Annotated in this window: 18 protein-coding genes; 7 read left to right on the top strand and 11 right to left on the bottom strand. The window is 72.1% G+C overall.

Features of this window, described 5'->3' with window-relative positions; all coding sequences use genetic code 11:
• Window positions 1–50 precede the first annotated feature (50 nt).
• Window positions 51–1889: a hypothetical protein gene (locus VFG42_RS08120; protein ID WP_324907126.1), complete on the bottom strand. Its 1839-nt coding sequence runs from the start codon at window positions 1887–1889 to the stop codon at window positions 51–53.
• Window positions 1890–2054: 165 nt separating this feature from the next.
• Between VFG42_RS08120 and VFG42_RS08115 the strand changes: the two genes are divergently transcribed.
• Window positions 2055–2765: a DsbA family oxidoreductase gene (locus tag VFG42_RS08115; RefSeq protein ID WP_324907124.1), complete on the top strand. Its 711-nt coding sequence runs from the start codon at window positions 2055–2057 to the stop codon at window positions 2763–2765.
• 42 nt (window positions 2766–2807) lie between these two features.
• On the opposite strand, the gene VFG42_RS08110 is transcribed toward VFG42_RS08115, so the two are convergent.
• Genes VFG42_RS08110 through nadC form a run of 3 tightly spaced genes read right to left on the bottom strand, consistent with a single transcriptional unit; the run spans window position 2808 to window position 5354 of the window.
• Window positions 2808–3458: a DUF2461 domain-containing protein gene (locus VFG42_RS08110; RefSeq protein WP_324907123.1), complete on the bottom strand. Its 651-nt coding sequence runs from the start codon at window positions 3456–3458 to the stop codon at window positions 2808–2810.
• A 25-nt stretch (window positions 3459–3483) separates the two neighbouring features.
• A complete protein-coding gene (gene nadA / locus VFG42_RS08105) occupies window positions 3484–4497 on the bottom strand; it encodes a quinolinate synthase NadA (RefSeq protein WP_324907122.1) in 1014 nt (337 codons plus the stop codon).
• Between the two features lie 8 nt (window positions 4498–4505).
• Window positions 4506–5354, bottom strand: coding sequence for a carboxylating nicotinate-nucleotide diphosphorylase (gene nadC / locus VFG42_RS08100; RefSeq protein ID WP_324907121.1), 849 nt, complete (start codon window positions 5352–5354; stop codon window positions 4506–4508).
• Between the two features lie 28 nt (window positions 5355–5382).
• Here nadC and VFG42_RS08095 point away from each other — a divergent pair, with 28 nt between their 5' ends.
• Window positions 5383–5937, top strand: a complete 555-nt coding sequence (locus VFG42_RS08095; protein WP_324907120.1) for a hypothetical protein — start codon at window positions 5383–5385, stop codon at window positions 5935–5937.
• Complete coding sequence (locus tag VFG42_RS08090; RefSeq protein WP_324907119.1) at window positions 5934–6698, top strand: tyrosine-protein phosphatase; 765 nt, start codon at window positions 5934–5936, stop codon at window positions 6696–6698. The genes VFG42_RS08095 and VFG42_RS08090 overlap by 4 nt, the downstream gene beginning before the upstream one ends.
• On the opposite strand, the gene VFG42_RS08085 is transcribed toward VFG42_RS08090, so the two are convergent.
• Window positions 6685–6969, bottom strand: a complete 285-nt coding sequence (locus tag VFG42_RS08085) for a hypothetical protein (protein ID WP_324907118.1) — start codon at window positions 6967–6969, stop codon at window positions 6685–6687. The two genes, VFG42_RS08090 and VFG42_RS08085, sit on opposite strands and share 14 nt — an antisense overlap.
• Before the next feature lie 12 nt (window positions 6970–6981).
• Between VFG42_RS08085 and VFG42_RS27505 the strand changes: the two genes are divergently transcribed.
• Window positions 6982–7251: a hypothetical protein gene (locus VFG42_RS27505; protein ID WP_324907341.1), complete on the top strand. Its 270-nt coding sequence runs from the start codon at window positions 6982–6984 to the stop codon at window positions 7249–7251.
• Window positions 7252–7289: 38 nt separating this feature from the next.
• Window positions 7290–7676, top strand: coding sequence for an SDR family NAD(P)-dependent oxidoreductase (locus VFG42_RS27500; RefSeq protein ID WP_324907336.1), 387 nt, complete (start codon window positions 7290–7292; stop codon window positions 7674–7676).
• Window positions 7677–7741: 65 nt separating this feature from the next.
• Here the strand turns inward: VFG42_RS27500 and VFG42_RS08070 are convergent, their stop codons facing one another.
• Window positions 7742–8746 (bottom strand): tocopherol cyclase family protein, encoded by a 1005-nt coding sequence (locus VFG42_RS08070; protein WP_324907117.1) that lies wholly within the window; start codon window positions 8744–8746, stop codon window positions 7742–7744.
• 77 nt (window positions 8747–8823) lie between these two features.
• Between VFG42_RS08070 and VFG42_RS08065 the strand changes: the two genes are divergently transcribed.
• Both VFG42_RS08065 and VFG42_RS08060 read left to right on the top strand, forming a co-directional pair.
• Window positions 8824–11025: an ATP-dependent Clp protease ATP-binding subunit gene (locus VFG42_RS08065; protein ID WP_324907116.1), complete on the top strand. Its 2202-nt coding sequence runs from the start codon at window positions 8824–8826 to the stop codon at window positions 11023–11025.
• Window positions 11026–11157: 132 nt separating this feature from the next.
• Window positions 11158–12333, top strand: coding sequence for a hypothetical protein (locus tag VFG42_RS08060; RefSeq protein WP_324907114.1), 1176 nt, complete (start codon window positions 11158–11160; stop codon window positions 12331–12333).
• Here VFG42_RS08060 and VFG42_RS08055 read toward each other — a convergent pair.
• The 5 genes from VFG42_RS08055 to VFG42_RS08035 all read right to left on the bottom strand — a co-directional run bounded on the left by VFG42_RS08055 (window position 12330) and on the right by VFG42_RS08035 (window position 19252).
• Window positions 12330–13829, bottom strand: a complete 1500-nt coding sequence (locus VFG42_RS08055) for an amino acid decarboxylase (RefSeq protein ID WP_324907112.1) — start codon at window positions 13827–13829, stop codon at window positions 12330–12332. The two genes, VFG42_RS08060 and VFG42_RS08055, sit on opposite strands and share 4 nt — an antisense overlap.
• A gap of 40 nt (window positions 13830–13869) precedes the next feature.
• Window positions 13870–14982, bottom strand: a complete 1113-nt coding sequence (prfB, locus tag VFG42_RS08050) for a peptide chain release factor 2 (RefSeq protein ID WP_414642339.1) — start codon at window positions 14980–14982, stop codon at window positions 13870–13872.
• Window positions 14983–17853 carry a preprotein translocase subunit SecA gene (gene secA / locus VFG42_RS08045; RefSeq protein ID WP_324907111.1) on the bottom strand — a complete coding sequence of 957 codons (2871 nt, stop codon included), beginning with the start codon at window positions 17851–17853 and terminating at the stop codon, window positions 14983–14985.
• A gap of 214 nt (window positions 17854–18067) precedes the next feature.
• The gene (hpf, locus tag VFG42_RS08040; protein WP_324907110.1) at window positions 18068–18439 is read right to left on the bottom strand and encodes a ribosome hibernation-promoting factor, HPF/YfiA family; all 372 of its coding nucleotides are present in this window, start codon (window positions 18437–18439) and stop codon (window positions 18068–18070) included.
• A gap of 114 nt (window positions 18440–18553) precedes the next feature.
• Window positions 18554–19252 (bottom strand): ComF family protein, encoded by a 699-nt coding sequence (locus tag VFG42_RS08035; protein WP_324907109.1) that lies wholly within the window; start codon window positions 19250–19252, stop codon window positions 18554–18556.
• Window positions 19253–19333 lie beyond the last annotated feature (81 nt).

Genomic DNA, 19333 nt, shown 5'->3' with positions numbered 1-19333 from the left:
GGAGTGACGCGGCGCCGCGGCCAAGGGAAAGCGGCGCCGCGTTCCACTCACTATGCCGCGGGTTTGACGTCGCGAACGGATCCGAGCTTTGCGCCGAGCGTGCGCTTCACGTTGATGTCGACGTGATATCGCTGCAGCACAGCGGCGGTCAGCGCCTCCTCCGACCACAGCCGCCCGATGTCCTCCATCGTCCACTCACGCGATCCTTGGAGCGCCTGAGCTCCGATGACGGTCTCGACGAGCCCCTGCTCGAACCACTCGTGGACGACCTCTTCGACCGTCGTCCGGACTGCCGCCGTGTTGCCGTAGGCACTCGACCAGCGGTCGATCATGTCAGTGAAGACGCGGAAGTCTGCGTTGATCTGCAGCAGGTTCTGGTCAGCGAGGTATTTCGCCGCGCGGTCCTCGAGCAGGTCAGCTGTCCGGGTCGGAGGCGTGTGGCGCTCGCTGATCCACATCACGTCCGGCATGGGATCGGGCTGCGTCTCCTCGCCCGGGTCACCGTCCTCGACGACGAACATCGCGTAGACGCTGCCCGCTCGGCCGCCGCGGCCTCCCGCCCCACCGCCGCCGCCATTGCTCTCGCTCTCGATATCGCGTTCGCGCGCCCTGCCGCCGGGCACGTCGCCAGAGACGGCCAGCGCGCCGCTCGGCGTCCGGCGGTAGCGGCTCGGGTGCCGCAGGAGCTCACGGATCTGCTTCAGGCGATCGCGAATCGCCTGCTTGTGATCGTTTGAGACGGTGCCCGACGTGATCTCGTCCATCAGCTCTTTGACCTCTGACGGCATGCCGGTACGGAATTCGGCTGCCCACTCAGTCCAAGGCAGCGGCTCGCCGTTGACGAGAAGTTGCGTCCGAGCCGTATTGGATCCGAGCTGGTCATGGACGTCCGGCTCCACGTAGATCACCACCCGCTGATGACCGAAAATCACCCCGAACTGCTGGAGCCGTGCAACCCCGGCCCGGCCGGTCGTCAGCTCGTACAGTTCGTCCTGGTACAGAGCGGCGACGTGGCCCGTGGTCGCGAACATGTCTCCCTGCTTCGACCGCTCCGCACGTTCGGTGAGGATCCAGACATGCGCAGTGGCGCCCGTCAGATCGACTGAACCGCGCCACGCACACTCGTCATCGAGGAACTTCTCCATGCCGCTGACGTTCCGCAGAAAGTTACGACGGGTGTCATCGCGCGGCGCCTGGTAGCCCTCGCGTACCTTCACGTCGATGCCCTTCGGGAATCGGAAGTAGCGCGTATTGAGGTACTTGACGATCCACCGCTGCCGGCCCTCTACCCCGAGCGGCGGCTCCATCGTGTTCGCGTCCTGGGTCATCCCCAGAAGCACAACCTTCGTGCCGTGCGTCTTGACCATGTCCGGCTTGACGTCGTTCGTGAGGGTCGCGTAGTCCGCGAAGGACCCGTCCGGGCGCTCGACTCGGGCGATCCCGTACTGCTTGGTCGTGGGATCTCGCCAGAGGTGCGTCATGTGCCCTTCTCCGCCGTCCTTCCACGACAGGTAGATCAACCCGGCGTGATTCCGCGTGGCGCCCGCGACCTTCGCACCGACGCCGAAGTTCTTGTCGTGATCCTGCTCGTGCCCTGACGAGCTGAGCTGGTTGATGAACCTGATCTGCTCGTCACCATCCATCCCGATGCCGGTGTCGACGATGCACAGTTTCCAGTTGCCCGTGAGGTCATAGGTGTTCCAGTCCGCATCCCAGATAATCGTGCCCCGTCGCCCGGGTGTGTCGCTGATCGCTTCGATCGAGTTCTGGGTGAACTCACGGATGTATTGCAGCGGGCCGCAATCGCGACCGATCCGGTCCACGATGAATCCGGTGTTGTCGATGCCCATCGCCAGGGTCTTGCCCCGGCCGGAATCGCCTGCGCTCATGTCGCTGTCTCCTGACGAGATGACGTGGGCCCAATGACCAAGGACACCTCGATCCGAGTGGGTTCGCTTGATCGGAGCGACGGAAGAGGCATGCTCTTCGGACAACTCCGACAACCGAACATTGAATGACGGATGCTACAAGCTCTGGCCACTACCCTCGACGTCATGGACGTCGAGATCTGGTCCGACATCGCCTGCCCGTGGTGCTACGTGGGCAAGAAGCGATTCGAGGCGGCGCTGGCGTCGTTCGCGCACGCGGACGAGGTCAGCGTCACGTGGCGCTCGTTCGAGCTGGATCCGAGCGCGCCCGCGGACCGCGGGCTGCCGCACGACGAGCTGCTGGCCAAGAAGTACGGCCGGTCGCTGGAGGAGGTCCACCAGATGGACGCCCAGCTGACCGCCGTCGCGGCCGCCGAGGGCATCGAGATGAAGCTCGACGCCGCCCGCTCCGGCAACACCTTCGACGGCCACCGGATCGTCCACCTGGCCAAGGCGTCCGGGCTGGGCGAGGAGATGAAGGAGCGCCTGTTCCAGGCCTACTTCACCGAGGGCGAGCTGATCGCCGACCACGACGTGCTGCTGCGCTGCGCGGTCGAGGTCGGGCTGGACGAGGCGTCGGTGCGCGAGGTCCTGCTGACCGAGCGCTTCGCCGAGGACGTCCGCGAGGACGAGCTGACCGCGCAGTCGGCGGGGATCTCGGCCGTGCCGTGCTTCGTCATCGACCGCAAGCTCGGCGCGAGCGGGGCGCAGCCGCCGGAGGAGCTGCTGCGGTTCCTCGAGCACGGGTGGTCGCAGCGGCAGCCGGCGCCGCCGATCGCGTTCGGCGAGGGCTCGGGCGTGGCCGAAGGCGACGCCTGCGGGCCTGAGGGCTGCTGAGGCGGGAGCGCCGCCGCCGAGGGTGGCGCGGGGGGCAGACCGCTACCCCTTCGCGCCGGCCTCCGCCCCCTCGCCCACATGCTCGTCCAGCCACGCCAGCAGCGGCGCGCACGCCGTCCACGTGTCGCGCAGATGCTCCACGCAGGCGTCACGCGAGAGCCCGCGGGCCGCGTCCGGCGGCGCGCTCGCCCCCGCGATCAGGAGCTTGTGGCGCAGCAGCGCCACCCGCGGGTGGTCTCGGGGATAGCCCCGCGGCGCCGTCTTCAAGGACTCGCCCCAGACGTCCAGCCCGCCGGCGTCCAGAGCCCCGACGATCGACTCCAGGGCGCCGCCGGACGTCTCGTCCACCACCGCGTCCCGGAAGCGCGTGAGCTGCCCCGCGTCCATCCGGTAGGCGCCGGTGCCCGCGAACAGCCCGGCCGCGGAGATCTGCGCGTACAGCCGACCGTCGATCGTCCCGTAGCAGCGGTCCTTGTAGGGCCGCGACCTGTCCTTGGCGAACCGCAGGTCGCGGTTGGGCCGCGCGACCCAGACCGGCGCGTCGCCGGCCAACTCCTCCAACAACGCGGTCAGCGGCCCGCGGACCTCGTGGTCGTACGCCTCGCGGTGGGCTCCGAACCAGTCCCGCGAGTTGTCGGCCTCCAGCCCGGCGAACCAGTCGAACGTCGCCGGGCGGAAGCCGTCGAAGGACATCGGGTCGCCCGAGCCGCCGCGCGCGCTAGCCGATCGCGACCATGCGCTCGATCGGGATCCGCGCCCGTTCGGCCAGGGCCGGGTCGACCTTGACCTCGCCGGAGAGGTCCCGCAGCGCGTCGCGCAGCTTGGGCAGCGTGATCATCTTCATGAACTTGCAGGACGCGCGCTCGTTGGCGGCGACGAAGTCCACGTCGGGGGCGGCCATGCGGAGCTGGTGCAACATCCCCGTCTCGGTCGCCATGATCGCCGTGCCGCCGCGGCCCGCGTGCTCCTTGGCGTAGTCCAACATCCCGCCGGTGGAGAGCATGTGGACGCCGCGCGAGTCGATGTCGCCCGCGGCCACGTACTCCATGACCTGGGTCGTGCAGCCGCACTCGGGATGCACGAGGAACTCGGCGTCCGGGTGTGCGGCGCGCACGGCGCTGATGTCGTCCGGGCGGATGCCCGCGTGCACGTGGCACTCGCCGTCCCAGATGTGGAACGTGCCGGACCCCTGCAGGCCCAGCTCCTTCTGCACGAACGCGCCGAGCCACATGTCCGGCCCGAACAGCACGGGCGTGTCGGCCCCGTGCGTCGCGTAGATGTGCTCCACGACCTTCACGGCGTTGGACGACGTGACGCAGTAGTCGGTCAAGGCCTTCACCTCGGCCGTGGTGTTCACGTACATCACGGTCACCGCGCCGGGGTGCTTGGCCTGCCAGGCGCTGAGCTGCTCCGGCGTGATCGAGTCGGCCAGCGAGCAGCCGGCGTCGAGGTCCGGGATGATCACCCTCTTCTCGGGCGACAGGATCGACGCCGTCTCGGCCATGAAGTGCACGCCGCAGAAGGCGATGACGTCGGCGTCGACGGCGGCCGCCTGACGCGACAGGCCGAGCGAGTCGCCGACGTAGTCGGCGGCGTCCTGCACCTCGGGCACCTGGTAGTTGTGGGCCAGGATGACCGCGTTGCGGGATTCGGCGAGCGCACGGACCTCCGCGGTCAGCGCGCTACGTTCGTCGGCCGTCAGGGCCGGGGAACCAGTGGGGCTGGGGGCCATGGGGAGGTTCATGGCAGACGCTCCAATATGAGGGAGAGGTCTAGGGCACTGGCGGAGTGCGTGAGCGCTCCGACCGAGATGAAGTCTACCCCGGTCTCCGCCGCGGCCCGGACCGTGTCCAGGTCGATGCCCCCGGAGGCCTCCAACTCGGCCCGTCCGGCGACCTCCTCGACGATCGCGCGCATCTGCTCCGGGGACATGTTGTCCAACAGGATCCGGGGCGCCTGGGCGGCCAGCGCCTCGCGCACGTCGTCGGCGGTCTCGGCCTCGACCTCGATCGCGATGTCGGGGTACCTGGCCCGCGCCGCGGCCACCGCCGCGGCGATCCCACCCGCCGCGGTGATGTGGTTCTCCTTGATGAGCACCATGTCGAACAGGCCGAAGCGGTGGCTGACGCCGCCGCCCGCGACGACCGCGGCCTTCTCCAACGGCCGCAGCGTCGGCGTGGTCTTGCGCGTGTCGAGGATCCGCGCGCCGGTGCCGTCGACGGCCCGGACGTAGCGCGCGGTCAAGGTCGCGACGCCGGACAGGCGCTGCAGGAAGTTCAGCGCGGTGCGCTCGGCGGTGAGGATCGCCGCGGCCGGTCCGGTGATCCGCGCGACGACGGTCCCGGGCTCGTGCCAGACGCCCTCGGGCGCCAGGCGCTCGAACGCCACCGCGTCTCCCCCGGTCCGCGCGAACGCCGCCTCGGCGACGTCGAGGCCGAAGACCACGCCGGGCGCCTTCTGGGTGATCGTGGCGACGCCACGGGCGTCGGGCGGGACGGTGGACAGCGTGGTGACGTCCCCCGCGCCGACGTCCTCGGCGAGCGCGCGCGCGACGACGTCGGCGACGAACTGCGGATCCAGCTTGGACATTGGCGCGGAAGGATATGGAGGAGTGACCGTGCCTGACCTCGACCTCGACGCCTGGCTGTCCGATCCGGCGATCCGGACGCGCCACCGCCGGACCGCCGACGGCGCGTCCCCCGACGCGCTCTGGGACGCCGCCGGGGCGCTGCGCGTGGACGCCACCGGGCCGCTCGGGCGGCTGATCCGCTGGCGCATCCCGGGCCTGCCGCCCGCCGTGACCTTCGGCGAGCTGTTCGCCCAGCCGCCGTTCACGGTCCTGGCCGAGGGCGAGCGCTGGTCGGTCAGCGGCCTCGTCGGCCGGATCTGGACGCTGCGCCGCGACTACCCGCGCCTGGAGAGCGCCGACGCGTTCGCGTCCTGGTCGCGGCCCGGGACCGCGCGCGTGCTGTTCGCCCACTGGGTCGAGGAGGACCCCGACGACGGCGGTGCCGCGCTCGTCTCCGAGGCCCGCGTCGCGCCCGTCGACCGCGGCGCCGCGCTGCGCCTGCGCGCGCTCTGGACGGTCGTCGGGCCGGCGGAGCGCCTGATCGGCGGGGAGGCGCTGGGTCGGGCGGCGCGGGTGGCGGCCCGCGCTACGTTGGATCCGTGACGACCGCATGGATCGACCTGGAAGGCGCCGTCAACGCGAGGGCCGTCGTGCCGAACCGGCTGCTGCGGTCCGACAACCTGCAGGACCTGACGCCGCGGGACGTCCAGCACCTGGTCGAGGACCATCGGCTGAGCGCCGTGATCGACCTGCGCACCGGCGCCGAGGTGCGGCTGGAGGGCCCCGGCCCGCTGACGCGCGTCGAGGACCTCGTCATCGAGCACCGCTCGCTCTACCCCGAGGCCGGCGAGCGCACCGACGCGATCGAGGCCGACACGATCGTCCCGTGGCAGAACGGCGGCGACCGCGGCGCGAACCTGCCCGGGGAGACGCCGACCGTCCGCGCCTACTGGGGCTACATGGAGAAGCGCCCGGACTCGATCGTCGCCGCGCTGCGCACGATCGCCGCGCCGCCCGGCGACGGCGCCGTGCTCGTCCACTGCGCGGCGGGCAAGGACCGCACGGGCCTGGTCGTCGCGCTGGCGATGGAGATCGCGGGCACCGACCGCGACGCGGTCGTCGCCGAGTACGCGCGGACCGGGGAGCGCATCGAGCGGATCGTCGCGCGGCTGGCCTCCTCGCCCACCTACGCGCACGACATGCGCACCGACGACCCCGCCCACCACACGGCCCGGCCGGAGTCGATGGCGCGCATCCTCGAGCTGCTGGACGAGCGCCACGGCGGCCCCGCCGGCTGGCTCGGCGAGCACGGCTTCGACGGCGACGACGCCCTGGCGCTGCGCGCGCGGCTCAGCCCGTCGTAGCACCTGGCACTCCAGCTCCAGGCGGCCGACCTGCGGGTGCAGGAACGTCCGCGTAGGACCGCGAGAGCCGGTCGTGCTCCTCGGGCGCGTGCAGCGCGCGCTCGCGCGCGTCGGTGAACCAGCGGTAGATCCGCGAGCGGTCGAGGTCGCCGGGCGCGAAGCGCGTCTCGTCGCCGACCAGCGCGACCGAGAGCGCGTTCTGCGCAAGCGCCTCGCCGAGGTCGTTGAGGACCATCGCGGGCGTGTCGAGGCGATCCAGGACCTTCAACATGCCCGGGCTGACGTGCCCGCTGCTCCAGGCGCGTGTAGTAGTCGGTGGACATGCTCGCCGGCAGCGCGACCTCCTCGCGGCGCAGGCCGCTGGTGCGCCGGCGCGGCCCGCGGCCGCCGCGGCGCCGCGCTGGCGCTCGACACGAGCGACCTCTCGTCCTTCCCCGCCTTCGCCGACGCCCTGCGCGCCGAGCTGGGCGACCGCGAGGCCTTCGACGTCCTCGTCAACAACGCGGGCACCGCGCTCTACGCGCCGCTGGCCGAGGTCACCGAGGCCCAGTAGACGCGGTCTTCGCCGTCCACGTCAAGGGCACGCTCTTCCTGACGCAGGCGCTCCTGCCGCTGATCGCCGACGGCGGCAAGATCATCAACATCAGCTCGGGCCTGACCCGCACGTCGTTCCCGGCCTCGGGCGGCTACGCGGCGGCCAAGAGCGCCGTCGAGACGCTGACGCGCTACATGGCGCTGGAGTGGGCCGACCGCGGCATCACCGCCAACGTCGTCGCCCCCGGCGCGGTGCCGACCGACTTCGGCGACGGCCACCTGCGCGAGAGCGAGCAGGTGCAGGGCGCGGTGATCGCCAACACGGCGCCGGCGCGGCTCGCGACGCCGGAGGACATCGGCGTCGCGATCGCGGGCCTCGCGCTCGCGTCCGGCGGCTGGATCACCGGCCAGCGGATCGAGGCGTCGGGCGGCCTGCGGCTCTAGTGTCGTGATTCATTCATTCGGTCGCAGTATTCCGGAGGCGGCCGGCGAATTCATGAATCACGACACTAGGGCGTCGGCGCGGCGCCGCGCTCCAGCCCCGCCAGCGTGGACGTGCCGTCGAAGACGGTGCGCCCGCGGCGGCGCAGGACCACCCGCAGCTCCCCGGCCAGATGCTGCGCGGCGGCCCCCTGGCGGTGGCGCCGCGCGCGCGGCTCGGGGACCGGCAGCAGGTGCGGCGGCGTGCCGTTGGCGTGGCCCTCGACGGTGACCGCCACGCCGGCGGGCGTCCGCCCGCGCAGGCGCCAGCCGCCGTCGCCGACGTCCACGCGCAGCGGCTGCAGCGGGCGGACGAGGCGGTGCAGCTCGCCGCCGGCCGAGACGACCAGCGACGTCGCGGTCAGCCGCAGCGGCCCGATCCCGGCGCGGCCGCCGGCGAACGCGACGCAGGCGTCCGGGTCGGCGTCGAACGCGTGCGCCTGGCCCCACCACCACGTCTCCGGGAAGCCGCCGTTGGACCAGTTCTTCTCCGCGTAGGCGATCGCGCCGTCCAGCGGCACCTCGCGCCCGCCGACGACCATCCCGCCCCGCACTCGCGCGCGCAGCAGCCACGGGTGCCAGTACTGGCTGAGCCCCGGGATCGCCTGGGCGGCGCCCAGGCCGCCGAAGGCGCGGCCGCGCGGCCAGCGCGCCGGCGCCTCCAGCGCGACGTCCAGCGACGCGGCGCCGAGGCGGACCGAGACCGAGCGCGCGTCGCCGCGCAGCCACGCCACGCCGTCGGCGCCCTCCGCGTCGCCGTCGCCGGCGCCGATCGCCACCGCGCCGTCCGCGGTGGCCCGCGCGTCCGCGACCAGCGCCGACGCCGCGAGGCCGCCCGGGTGCGCGGCCAGCCCGACCGTCCCCCACGCCCGCCCGGCGCCGTCGCGGTTGACGCCCGCCAGCACGACCGCCACGTCGCCGCTGCCGGGGTGCGTGAAGCGCCAGAACCAGCCCTCCATCGCGACGCCGTGCGGGCGGCGCGGGTCGCCGAACGGCAGGTCGGCCCCCGTGCGCCGGTACGTGTCCGAGATCACTCGTGTAACGATCTCACACCTCGCTAGACTTCAGTCTTGTCGACTCAAGTTTTCGACCTCCAGATTGAGAAGGAAAGATGCCTGAACAGCCCTTCACCAACCTCGTGCCGTGCTCCGTCTGCCAGGAGCGTCCCGGCACCCTGCACATGGTCGTCCAGACCGAGTCCGGCCGCCAAGGCGCGGTGATGTGCGAGAGCTGCGCACGCGACCTGATGGAGGGCTTCGGCAACGCCGGCTTCGGCCCCTCGGCCGCCGGCTCCGACGCTCCCGCGTTCGGCGCGGGCCGGGCCGCCGGCCTCGGCGGCGCCGCCACCGCGCAGCGCACGCGTCAGCCGTCCCAGCCGTCCGACACCCCCGCGCTGGACGAGTTCGGCCGCGACCTCACGGGCGACGCCCGCGACGGCCGCATCGACCCCGTGATCGGCCGTGAGGAGGAGATCGCCCAGACCGTGGAGATCCTCGCCCGCCGCCGCAAGAACAACGCCGTCCTGATCGGCGAGGCCGGCGTCGGCAAGACCGCGATCGTCGAGGGCCTGGCCCTGCGCATCGCGACCGGCGACGTCCCCGAGACCCTGCGCGACGCGCGCGTGGTCGCCCTCGACATGGGCAGCCTCGTCGCGGGCTCGCAGTACCGCGGCCAGTTCGAGCAGCGGCTGAAGGCCGTGCTCGCCGAGGTCACCGCCTCCGACGGCAAGATCGTGCTGTTCGTCGACGAGCTGCACACGGTCCTGGGCGCCGGCGGCGCCGAGGGCGCGATGGACGCCGCCAACCTGCTCAAGCCGATGCTTGCCCGCGGCGAGCTGCGGATGGTCGGCGCGACCACGCTGAGCGAGTACAAGAAGATCGAGCGCGACGCCGCCCTGGCGCGCCGCTTCAGCGCCGTCATGGTCGAGGCCCCATCGGTCGAGGAAACCGTGGAGATCCTGCGCGGGCTGCGCTCCGCCTACGAGGAGCACCACGCCGCGACGATCACCGACGAGGCGCTGGACGCCGCCGCGCGGCTCAGCGACCGCTACCTGACCGAGCAGCACCTGCCCGACAAGGCCATCGACCTGGTCGACCAGGCCGCCGCCAAGCTGCGGCTGGCCACGCCGCGCCCGGTCGACGTCGCGTCGCTGCGCGAGCAGCTCGAGCGGGCCGTCGCGTCCGAGGACTACGAGCAGGCCGCCACGCTCAAGACCCAGATCGCGCGCGTCGAGGCCGCCGAGGCCGAGGGCGGCAGCGGCTCGGCCGAGCGCGTGACGGTCGGCGAGACCGCGGTCGCCGCGGTGGTCGCCGCCCGCACCGGCATCCCCGTCGGGGAGCTGGTCGAGGGCGAGCTGGCCCGGCTGGTCGAGCTGGAGGACGACCTCCACCAGCGCGTGGTCGGCCAGGACGAGGCGGTCGAGAAGGTCGCCGACACGATCCGCCGCGCGCGGGTCGGGCTGAGCGAGCCGGACCGCCCGCTGGGGTCGTTCCTGTTCCTCGGGCCGACGGGCGTCGGCAAGACCGAGCTGGTCAAGGCGCTGTCCGAGCGGCTGTTCGCCACCGAGGACGCGCTGGTCCGGATCGACATGTCGGAGTACCGCGAGCCGCACACGGTCGCGCGGCTGATCGGGTCGCCGCCCGGCTACGTCGGCTACGGCGACGGCGGCCAGCTGACCGAGCCGGTCCGGCGCCGTCCGTACAGCGTGATCCTGCTCGACGAGATCGAGAAGGCGCACCCCGAGGTGTGGAACGTGCTGCTGCAGCTGCTCGACGACGGTCGCCTGACCGACGGCGAGGGCCGCACGGTCGACTTCACCAACGCGGTGGTCGTCATGACCTCCAACTTGGGTGCCGGCCGCGCGAAGCGGGGCCTCGGCTTCACCGCGACCGAGCCCGGCGCGGCGGACGACCGCATGAAGGACGCCGCCAAGTCCGCGTTCCTGCCCGAGTTCCTGAACCGGATCGACGAGGTCGTGACGTTCCAGGCGCTGGGCGAGGAGCAGGTCGAGGCGATCGCGCGCCTGATCGTCGCGCGGGTCGCCGACCGCCTGCGGGTCGAGCGCGGCATCGAGTTGACCGTCGACGACGCGCTGGTCGCGAAGCTCGCGGCCGACGGCTTCGACGCGGAGTTCGGCGCCCGTCCGCTGCAGCGCCACGTGCGCCGCACGCTGGAGCGGGAGCTGACCCGGGCGATCCTGTCCGGGTCCCTGACCGACGGCGCGCAGGTGCGTGCCACGGCCGGCGACGACGGTGGCGTGGCGCTGGAGGTCAACGCCGCCGTCGCGCCGATGCACGAGACGGCGGCCGCCTGAGTCGCGGCGGCGCCGTCCTGTGAAGGAGAGGTGGGACCGGTGGAGCCGGCGCTGTGGCAGGCGCCGGCTTCGCCGCGTCCGGAGGGCCGTCGATCAGGCTTCCGTCCTCGGCGGGGCGGGTAGGCGGTCAGCATGGCGACCGACATCACCACCGACCGCCTCCGCGAGCTGGCCGAGACGCGCAGCGCAACGGGCAAGGTTCTGAGCGTCTTCATCAACCTCGACCCGCGGGAGTTCGCCGCGCCGCCCGCGCGGGCGACCGAGATCAGCTCGGTCCTCGACGAGGCGTCGCGGGCGATCCGCGACCTCGACACCCTCACCCACGACGAGCGATCGGCCCTGGAGGCCGACGTCGAGCGCGTCCGCGACGCGCTGTCCAACGGCTTCGACGCCGAGGGCGCGCGCGGCGTGGCCGTGTTCGCGTCGCAGCCGGCCGGCCTCTTCCAGGTCCACAAGCTGCCGCGGCCGATTGCCCACAAGGTCTCCATCGGAGACAGCCCTTGCGTGGAGCCGCTGGCGCGGATCGGGACCGGCGAGCTGTGGTGGCTCGTGCTCGTCGACCGGCGCCACGGCCGGCTCCTGGTCGGCACCGAGGACGGCCTGGTCGAGCTGTGGCGCGCCGACGAGCCGATCAGCGGCGTGCGCCAGCAGGCCGGCTTCTCGCAGTCGCGCGGCGACCAGCGCGGCGGCGGCGAGAGCCGCTACGAGAAGGGGATCGAGAAGGACGTCGACGACCACCTGCGCCGGGTCGGCGACGAGCTGCGCAAGCGCCTGGCGAAGGTGCACATCGCGGGCATCCTCGTCGGCGGCCCGGTCGAGGCCGTGTCGCGCTTCGAGGGCCTGCTGCACGCCGACGTCAAGAAGTGCCTGAAGGGCCGCTTCGACAGCGACGTCTGGAACTCCGGGGCCGACGACGTCCTGAAGGCCGCGCGCGGCGTCCTCGAGGAGCTCGTCGTCGCCCGCGACAGCGAGCTGCTGGACCGGATCGACGAGGGCCTGGCGACCGGCGGCCGCGCCGTGTCCGGGCTCAACGACGTCCTGCCTGCCGTCCACGAGCGCCGCATCGACACGCTCGTCGTCGAGGAGGGCTTCTCCGCCAAGGGCGTCCGCTGCCCGCAGTGCGGCTGGCTCGGCGTCAGCGCCGGCGGCCAATGCCCCGCCGACGGCACCATGACCGAGATGGTGGACAACGTCGTCGAGGTCGCGGTCGCCCGCGCCTTCGGCCAGGACGCCCGCGTCCGCTCCCTGCCCGCGGGCGACGTGACGCGCAAGGTGAAGGGGTCGATCGCGGCCGTGCTGCGGTTCTAGCCCTCAGCCAGCACGTGGATCGTCCGGATCGTCGGGTCCGCCGCGCCGTGCAGGCGCGCGCCGGAGTCGACGAGCTCGCGGAGGTAGTCGGCGGTCTCGGCGGTGATGCGCTCGCCGGGCAGCAGCGCGGGGATGCCCGGCGGGTAGCCGGCGATCGACTCGCAGGAGATGCGGCCGATCGCGTCGGTCAGCTCGACCACCTCGGACCGGCCGAGGAACGCGTCGCGGGGCGGGACGACCATCTCGTTCTTGAGCGCGTCGGGTGAGCGGGTGAGCGCCTCGACCGGCGCGTCGGGCTTGATGATGCGCTTGACGGTCTCGTCGACGTCGCCGGCGAAGCGCACGAGCGCGTCGGCGGGCTGCCCAACGCCCAGGACGCAGACGATCGTGGCGACGGTCGCCAGCTCGGGATGCACGTCATAGGCATTGCGAAGGGCCTCGGCGACCTCGTAGCCCGTGCAGCCCGTGCCGCGCGTGTCGAGGACGATCCGCAGCGGGTCGTACGCCGCGACGCCCGCGCGCCCGACCATGTCGTAGTCGATGGTCCGGATGCCGGGCGTCGTGGCGAGCTTCTCGCGCGTCGCCTTGGCCGCGGCGATCGTCTCGTGCAGCAGCGCCTCGCCGTGCACGGCCAGCTGGCGGCGCGCGCCGTCCAGCGAGGCCATCAACAACGACGACGGCGACGTCGAGCGCACCAGCCGGATGGCGCGGCCGACCGTGCCCGGGTCGATCCGACCGGTCGGAGCGACGTGCAGCATCGCGCTCTGCGTCAGCGACCCCACGATCTTGTGCGTCGACGTCAGCACCGCGTCGGCGCCGAGGCGCAGCGCGCTCTCGGGCAGGTCGGGATGGAAGCCGAAGTGCGGCCCCCACGACTGGTCGACGACCAGCGCGACGTCGCGCGCGTGGGCGACCTTCGCCAGCGCCTCGACGTCGGCGGCCATGCCGTAGTAGGTCGGCGAGACCAGGAACGCGACGCGTGCCTCGGGGTCGGCGGCCAGCGCGGCGTCCAGGGCCTCCGGCGTCACGCCGTGCGCCATGCCCAGCTCGCCGTCGTAGGCCGGCGCCACGAACGACGGCAGGCCGCCGCTCAGCACGAGCCCGTCCACGATCGAGGCGTGCGAGTTGCGCTGCGCGACGACGTGCGTCCCCAGCGGCGCCAGCGCGAGGCACAGCGCGTGGTTGCCCTGGGTCGCGCCGTTGGTCAGGAACCACGTCCGCGCCGCGCCGTGGGCCTCGGCGGCCAGCGCCTCGGCGCGCTCGTAGGGCGTCGGCTTGGGGCCGAGGTCGACGCCGTTGATGTCCTGCGGGATGTCGAGCCCCAGCGCGCGGTCGCCCAGCGCGTAGCGCAGGCCGGGGTCGGCGCCCGGGCCGCCCTTGTGGCCCGGGACGTGGAACCGCCCGGGGCCGCGGAAGCCGTAGGCGACCACGGCGTCGAGGTAGGGCGCCGTCGGCTGCTCGGACGGTCCGGTGCGCGGGGTCGTGGCATCGCTCATCGCCACGCGATGCTAGGCGACGAGCCCTACGCCGGACCGTCTAGTTCGGGCCGGCGGCCTTCAGCAGATACGCGCGGACGAACCCGTCGAGGTCGCCGTCCAGGACGCGCTGGGCGTCGCCGACCTCGCGGTCGGTGCGGTGGTCCTTGACCATCGTGTACGGGTGCAGCACGTAGGACCTGATCTGCGAGCCGAAGTTGACGTCGAGCGTCTCGCCGCGCTCGCGGGCGATCTCCTCCTGGCGCTCGCGCTCCTGGCGCTCCAGCAGCTTCGCGCGCAGCATCTTCATGGCCGTGTCCTTGTTGGCCGACTGCGAGCGCTCGTTCTGGCACTGCACGACGATCCCGGTCGGCCGGTGCGTGATGCGCACGGCCGAGTCGGTCTTGTTGACGTGCTGGCCGCCCGCGCCGGACGCGCGGTAGGTGTCGGTCTGGAGGTCGTCGGGGTCGATCTCGACGTCGCCGGTGTCCTCGATGACCGGCGCGACCTCGACGCCCGCGAACGCCGTCTGGCGCCGCGACTGCGCGTCGAAGGGCGAGATCCGCACGAGCCGATGGACGCCCTGCTCGGCGTTGAACAGCCCGTAGGCGTTCTCGCCCTCGGCGCGGAAGGTCGCCGACTTGATGCCGGCCTCCTCCCCGTCGGACGCCTCCAGCAGCTCGACCTTGAACTTCCGCGACTCGGCCCAGCGCATCATCATGCGCAGCACCATCTCGGCCCAGTCCTGGGCGTCGGTGCCGCCCGCGCCGGCGTTGACGGTCACCAGCGCGTCGCCCGCGTCGTAGGGACCGGAGAACAGGCGCTCCTCCTCGAGCGCGGCCAGCCGCTCCTCGACGGAAGCGAGCTGGTCATATAACTCGCTCTCGAGCTCCGCGTCTTCGTCGGCCAGCTCGACGAGCCCGTCGAGGTCCTCGATGTCGGACTCCAGCTCGGTGAAGGTCTTCAGCTTGCGCGTCGTGCGCGCGTACTCGGTGTTGACCTTCGCGGCGGCCGCGGCGTCGTCCCAGAACCCGGGAGCCTGCATCTGCTCCTCGAGCCGGGCGACGTCAGCGGTCAGCGCGTCGGGGTCGGTCCCGGAGCGCAACAGCGCGAAGCTCGACTTGATGGCCTCGATCCGCTGGGGGACCGGTGTGTCGGACGACGTGGCGGCCACCTACGCCCCGTGGCACTTCTTGTATTTCTTGCCGCTGCCGCACCAGCACGGGTCGTTGCGGCCGAGCGTCTCGTGCTCGTCGACGCGCCGCTGCTGGACGATCGGCACCGCCTGCTCGTCGGCCGCCTGCGGCACGCCGGCCTCCTGGGCGTAGGCCACGCCCCCGCCGCCCTGGGCGGCGTCCATCAGCGCCGACGGCTGCTGCGTGCCGACGCCGCCGGAGTACTGCACCTGGCCGACGCCCGGACCCGCCTGCGGCTGCGGCGGCGGGGCGCCCTCGACCTCGACCTCCACGTGGAAGATCATGCGGGCGAAGTCGCCCCAGATCGAGTTCATCAGGTCGGTGAAGAGGTCGAACGCCTCGTTCTTGTAGGCGACGAGCGGATCGATCTGGGCGAACCCGCGGAGGTGGATGCCCTCGCGCAGGTAGTCCATGTCGTACAGGTGCTCGCGCCACTTGTTGTCGATGACCTGGAGCAGCAGGTAGCGCTCCAGCGCGCGCATGAGCTCCTCGCCGAGCTCCTGCTCGCGGCCGGCGTAGCGCGACAGCGCCTCGTCCTGGAGGCTCTCGATCAGCTCCTCGCGCTCCTGCGCGGAGGTGAGCCGCTCGGGGTCGATGCCGCCCGGGAAGATGTCCGACAGCGCGGTCATCAGGCCGTCGAGATCCCAGTCCTCGACGTACTCGGAGACCGTGTAGTCGTCCACAGTGCGGCGGATGACGTCGGCGAGGTTCTCCCGCGCGACCGGGCCCATGTCGCGGCCCTCGAGCACCTCGTCGCGGTACTTGTAGACCACGCGGCGCTGCTCGTTCATCACGTCGTCGTACTCGAGGACGCGCTTGCGGATGAGGAAGTTCTGCTCCTCGACCTTCTTCTGGGCCTTCTCGATCTGCTTGGAGAGCATGCCGGCCTCGATCGGCTCCTCATGCCCCTCGTCGTCGACCGTGCCCAGCTTGTCGAGGATCTTGTAGATGCGGTCGCCCGCGAACAGGCGGACCAGGTCGTCCTCGGCGGAGAGGAAGAAACGCGACTCGCCGGGGTCGCCCTGGCGGCCGGCGCGGCCGCGCAGCTGGTTGTCGATGCGGCGCGACTCGTGGCGCTCGGTGCCGCAGATGAACAGGCCGCCGGCCTCGAAGACCGTCTCGCGGTCCGCGTCGACGCGCTCCTCGATCTTGGGGAAGATCTGGTCGAAGCGCTCCTGGTAGTCCGGGTCGCCGGGCGTCAGGCCGAGGTTGCGCAGCTCCAGCTCGGTGCGGTGCTCGGCGTTGCCGCCGAGCTTGATGTCGACGCCGCGGCCCGCCATGTTGGTGGCGATGGTCACCGCGCCGGGACGACCGGCCTCGGCGACGATGTCGCCCTCGCGCGCCGCGTGCTCCGGCTTGGCGTTGAGGACCGCGTGCGGGATCCCGAGCTTGTCCAGGCGGCGCGAGATCATCTCGGAGACCTCGACCGAGATCGTGCCGACGAGGACCGGCTGCGCCTGGGCGTGGCGCGCCTCGATCTCACGCAGGAGGGCGCCCCACTTGCCGTCCTTGGTCTTGTAGACCTGGTCGTTCTTGTCCTGGCGGATCATCGGCCGGTTCGTCGGGATCTGGACGACCGGCAGCTTGTAGATCTTCATGAACTCCGTGGCCTCGGTGAGGGCCGTGCCGGTCATGCCGGCCAGCTTGGAGTACATGCGGAAGAAGTTCTGGTAGGTGATTGTCGCGAGCGTCTGGTTCTCCTCCTGGATCGCGACGCCCTCCTTGGCCTCGGTGGCCTGGTGCAGGCCCTCCGACCAGCGGCGTCCGTCCAGGATGCGACCCGTGAACTCGTCGATGATCTTGACCTCGCCGTCGACCACGGCGTAGTCGACGTCGAGCTTGTAGAGCGACTCGGCCTTCAGCGCTTGGATGAGGTGGTTGACCAGCGGGCCGTTCTCGGCGCGGTAGAGGTGGTCGATGCCGAGGAACTTCTCGGCCTTCGCCACGCCCTGCTCGGTGACCGCGACGGTCTTGTGCTTCTCGTCGAACTCGAAGTCGAAGTCGGCGACGAACTCCTTGCGGGCGCGCGGGTCCATGCCCTCGGGCGTCTTGCCCGGGATCATGACCTTGGCCAGCTTGGCGAACTGGACGTACCAGTCGGCCGCGGCCTCGGGCGCGCCGGAGATGATCAGCGGCGTGCGCGCCTCGTCGATGAGGATGTTGTCGACCTCGTCGACCAGCGCGTAGAAGTGCATCGCCAGCGGCCGGCCGTCCTCGCCGATGCGCCCGCCGTGCTGGACCTTGTCCTCGATCGTCTGCGCCATGTTGTCGCGCAGGTAGTCGAAGCCGAACTCGGAGTTCGTGCCGTAGGTGACGTCCGCGGCGTAGGCGGCCGTGCGGTCCTCGGGGTCCATGTCGTGCTGGATGATCCCGACGCTGACGCCGCAGCCCTCGTAGAGGGGCAGCATCCACTCGGCGTCGCGCTTGGCCAGGTAGTCGTTGACCGTGACGACGTGGACGCCCTTGCCGGCCAGCGAGTTGAGGACGACGGCGAGCGTGCCCGTGAGCGTCTTGCCCTCACCGGTGCGCATCTCGGCGATCGAGCCGCCGTGCAGGACCATGCCGCCGATCAGCTGCACGTCGAAGTGGCGCATGTTCATGCGCCGCTTGCCGACCTCGCGCGTGATCGCGAAGCACTCCGGCAGCACCTCGTCGAGGGCGTCGTTGATCTTGTCGTCGGTGGGCTGGCTGCGCACGTGCTGGCGCAGCGCGTCCATCCGCTCCTTGAGCTCCTCGTCCGACTCGAGCTCCAGCTCGGGCTCGAAATCGGCAATTCGCGCCACACGCTTCTCGTACTGGCGGAACTGCTTGGACTCTCCGATATTCAGCGCGCGGTCGAGTAGACCCATGGATCGGAGTGTAGTCGGCGGGCGCGGGGCGAAGGCCACGGACCGATGACGATCTGTCCGCCCCTCGCGGACCCGCCGCGCGAAGCGCGGCGGGGAGGGCGGTCGCGCCCTCGCGGACCCGCCGCGCAAAGCGCGGCGGGGAGGGCGGTCGCGCCCCGTGCGTGGGGCGCGACCGGGAGGGCGCCGCGCATGCGCGGCGCCACGGCGGACGCGGCTACATCGCCGCGCTGATGCCGCCCGCGCCGCCCGGCGCCATGCCGGGCTGCTGCATCGCCGCCGCTCTTGACTCCCTTCGCTTTCGCCGCTTGTCGCGGTGGCGCTTGACCTGGACGGCGAGCTCCTCGGAGACGAGGTTGATCGAGTGGGCCATGTCGCGGGACTTGTCGCACGCGCGGAGCGTCGTGCCCTTGACCCGGAGCGTCACCTCGGCGCGGTAGCAGTCCGGGGCGTTCGGCTCCCGGCTGAGCTCGACTTCCAACGTCGCGAGCTCGGACACCTGCTTACCCACCTTGGCGAAGCGCTTCTCCACCTGCTCCCGGATCTCGTCCGAGATGGTCATGTGGCGGCCCTTGACCTCGATCTGCATAGCTGCCCTCCTGGGGCTGGGATCACTAGGTCTTCACGAAGTTACCCCTGACCTGGGATAGAGGCAACGTCTTTCGACGAAGTTCGCGGGGTTTGCCCAGGATCGCGCGGAGGACTACGCAAGGGCCCGCGCGTAGGTGACCGCGACGACGCGTCGCACGCCGGAGTCCTTGAGCGCCAAGGCACAGGCGTGCAGCGTGGCGCCGGTGGTGTGGACGTCGTCCACCAGGACGGCGACGCCGACCGGCCCGTCAGGCCCGCCGCGGCCGGTCCGGACCTGGACATCGGCCGGGTCGGCGCGGAGACGCTGGGCCCGCCGTCGGCCCGCCTGACGCGGACGGCGCGCCGACCGGGCGAGGATCGGCGCGACCGGCAGGCCGGTCCGCGGCGCCAGCGCCCGGGCCAGCCGCGCGGTGTGGTCGATCCCGCGCCGGCGACGCCGCCACGGGTCGCCCGGGACGGGGACGAGCGCGGCGCCGCCGTCGTCCGGCGCCGGCCACAGGTCCGGCGGCGCGGTGGCGACGAGCTGGGCGGCCATCAGCCCCGCCAAGCCGAGCGCGCCGCGCTCCTTCAGCGCGTTGACGACCGCCGGGACGGGGCCGGCGTAGCCGAGCGGTGCCCAGGCGCGAGCGAACGCGTGACGCGCGGCCGGGCAGCGCCCGCACGGCCGCGGCTGCGCGCACCGCGGGCAGACGCGCGGGCCCAGCCAGGGCAGCGTGGTGCGGCACGGGGCGCACAGCGGATCGCCGCGGCGGGCGCAGGTGGCGTGGCGGCAGGCGATGCAGAGCGGAGGGACGAGCCAGTCGAGGAGCACACCGAGGACGATGGCGGGCGACGTGTCACGAGACGACCCGCGATCGTCACGAAACCGCGCAGAAGCAGCGGACAGCGTGCC

Source organism: Baekduia sp., from assembly GCF_035685985.1.
In the GTDB taxonomy this organism is placed as follows: Bacteria; Actinomycetota; Thermoleophilia; order Solirubrobacterales; family Solirubrobacteraceae; genus Baekduia.
The sequence above is the reverse complement of the archived record's forward strand: the minus strand, read 5'-3'. Positions and strand labels throughout refer to the sequence as shown.

What these genes read in the sequence shown, in the direction of transcription:
- VFG42_RS08110 (WP_324907123.1), bottom strand. Translation starts at nt 3,458, where the DNA reads ATGTCCTTCGACGGCTTCCGCCCGGCGACGTTCGACTGGTTCGCCGGG.
- VFG42_RS08065 (WP_324907116.1), top strand. Translation starts at nt 8,824, where the DNA reads ATGCCTGAACAGCCCTTCACCAACCTCGTGCCGTGCTCCGTCTGCCAG.
- VFG42_RS08060 (WP_324907114.1), top strand. Translation starts at nt 11,158, where the DNA reads ATGGCGACCGACATCACCACCGACCGCCTCCGCGAGCTGGCCGAGACG.
- nadC (WP_324907121.1), bottom strand. Translation starts at nt 5,354, where the DNA reads ATGTCCAAGCTGGATCCGCAGTTCGTCGCCGACGTCGTCGCGCGCGCG.
- nadA (WP_324907122.1), bottom strand. Translation starts at nt 4,497, where the DNA reads ATGGCCCCCAGCCCCACTGGTTCCCCGGCCCTGACGGCCGACGAACGT.
- secA (WP_324907111.1), bottom strand. Translation starts at nt 17,853, where the DNA reads ATGGGTCTACTCGACCGCGCGCTGAATATCGGAGAGTCCAAGCAGTTC.
- VFG42_RS08115 (WP_324907124.1), top strand. Translation starts at nt 2,055, where the DNA reads ATGGACGTCGAGATCTGGTCCGACATCGCCTGCCCGTGGTGCTACGTG.
- VFG42_RS08085 (WP_324907118.1), bottom strand. Translation starts at nt 6,969, where the DNA reads ATGTTGAAGGTCCTGGATCGCCTCGACACGCCCGCGATGGTCCTCAAC.
- VFG42_RS08120 (WP_324907126.1), bottom strand. Translation starts at nt 1,889, where the DNA reads ATGAGCGCAGGCGATTCCGGCCGGGGCAAGACCCTGGCGATGGGCATC.
- VFG42_RS08055 (WP_324907112.1), bottom strand. Translation starts at nt 13,829, where the DNA reads ATGAGCGATGCCACGACCCCGCGCACCGGACCGTCCGAGCAGCCGACG.
- hpf (WP_324907110.1), bottom strand. Translation starts at nt 18,439, where the DNA reads ATGCAGATCGAGGTCAAGGGCCGCCACATGACCATCTCGGACGAGATC.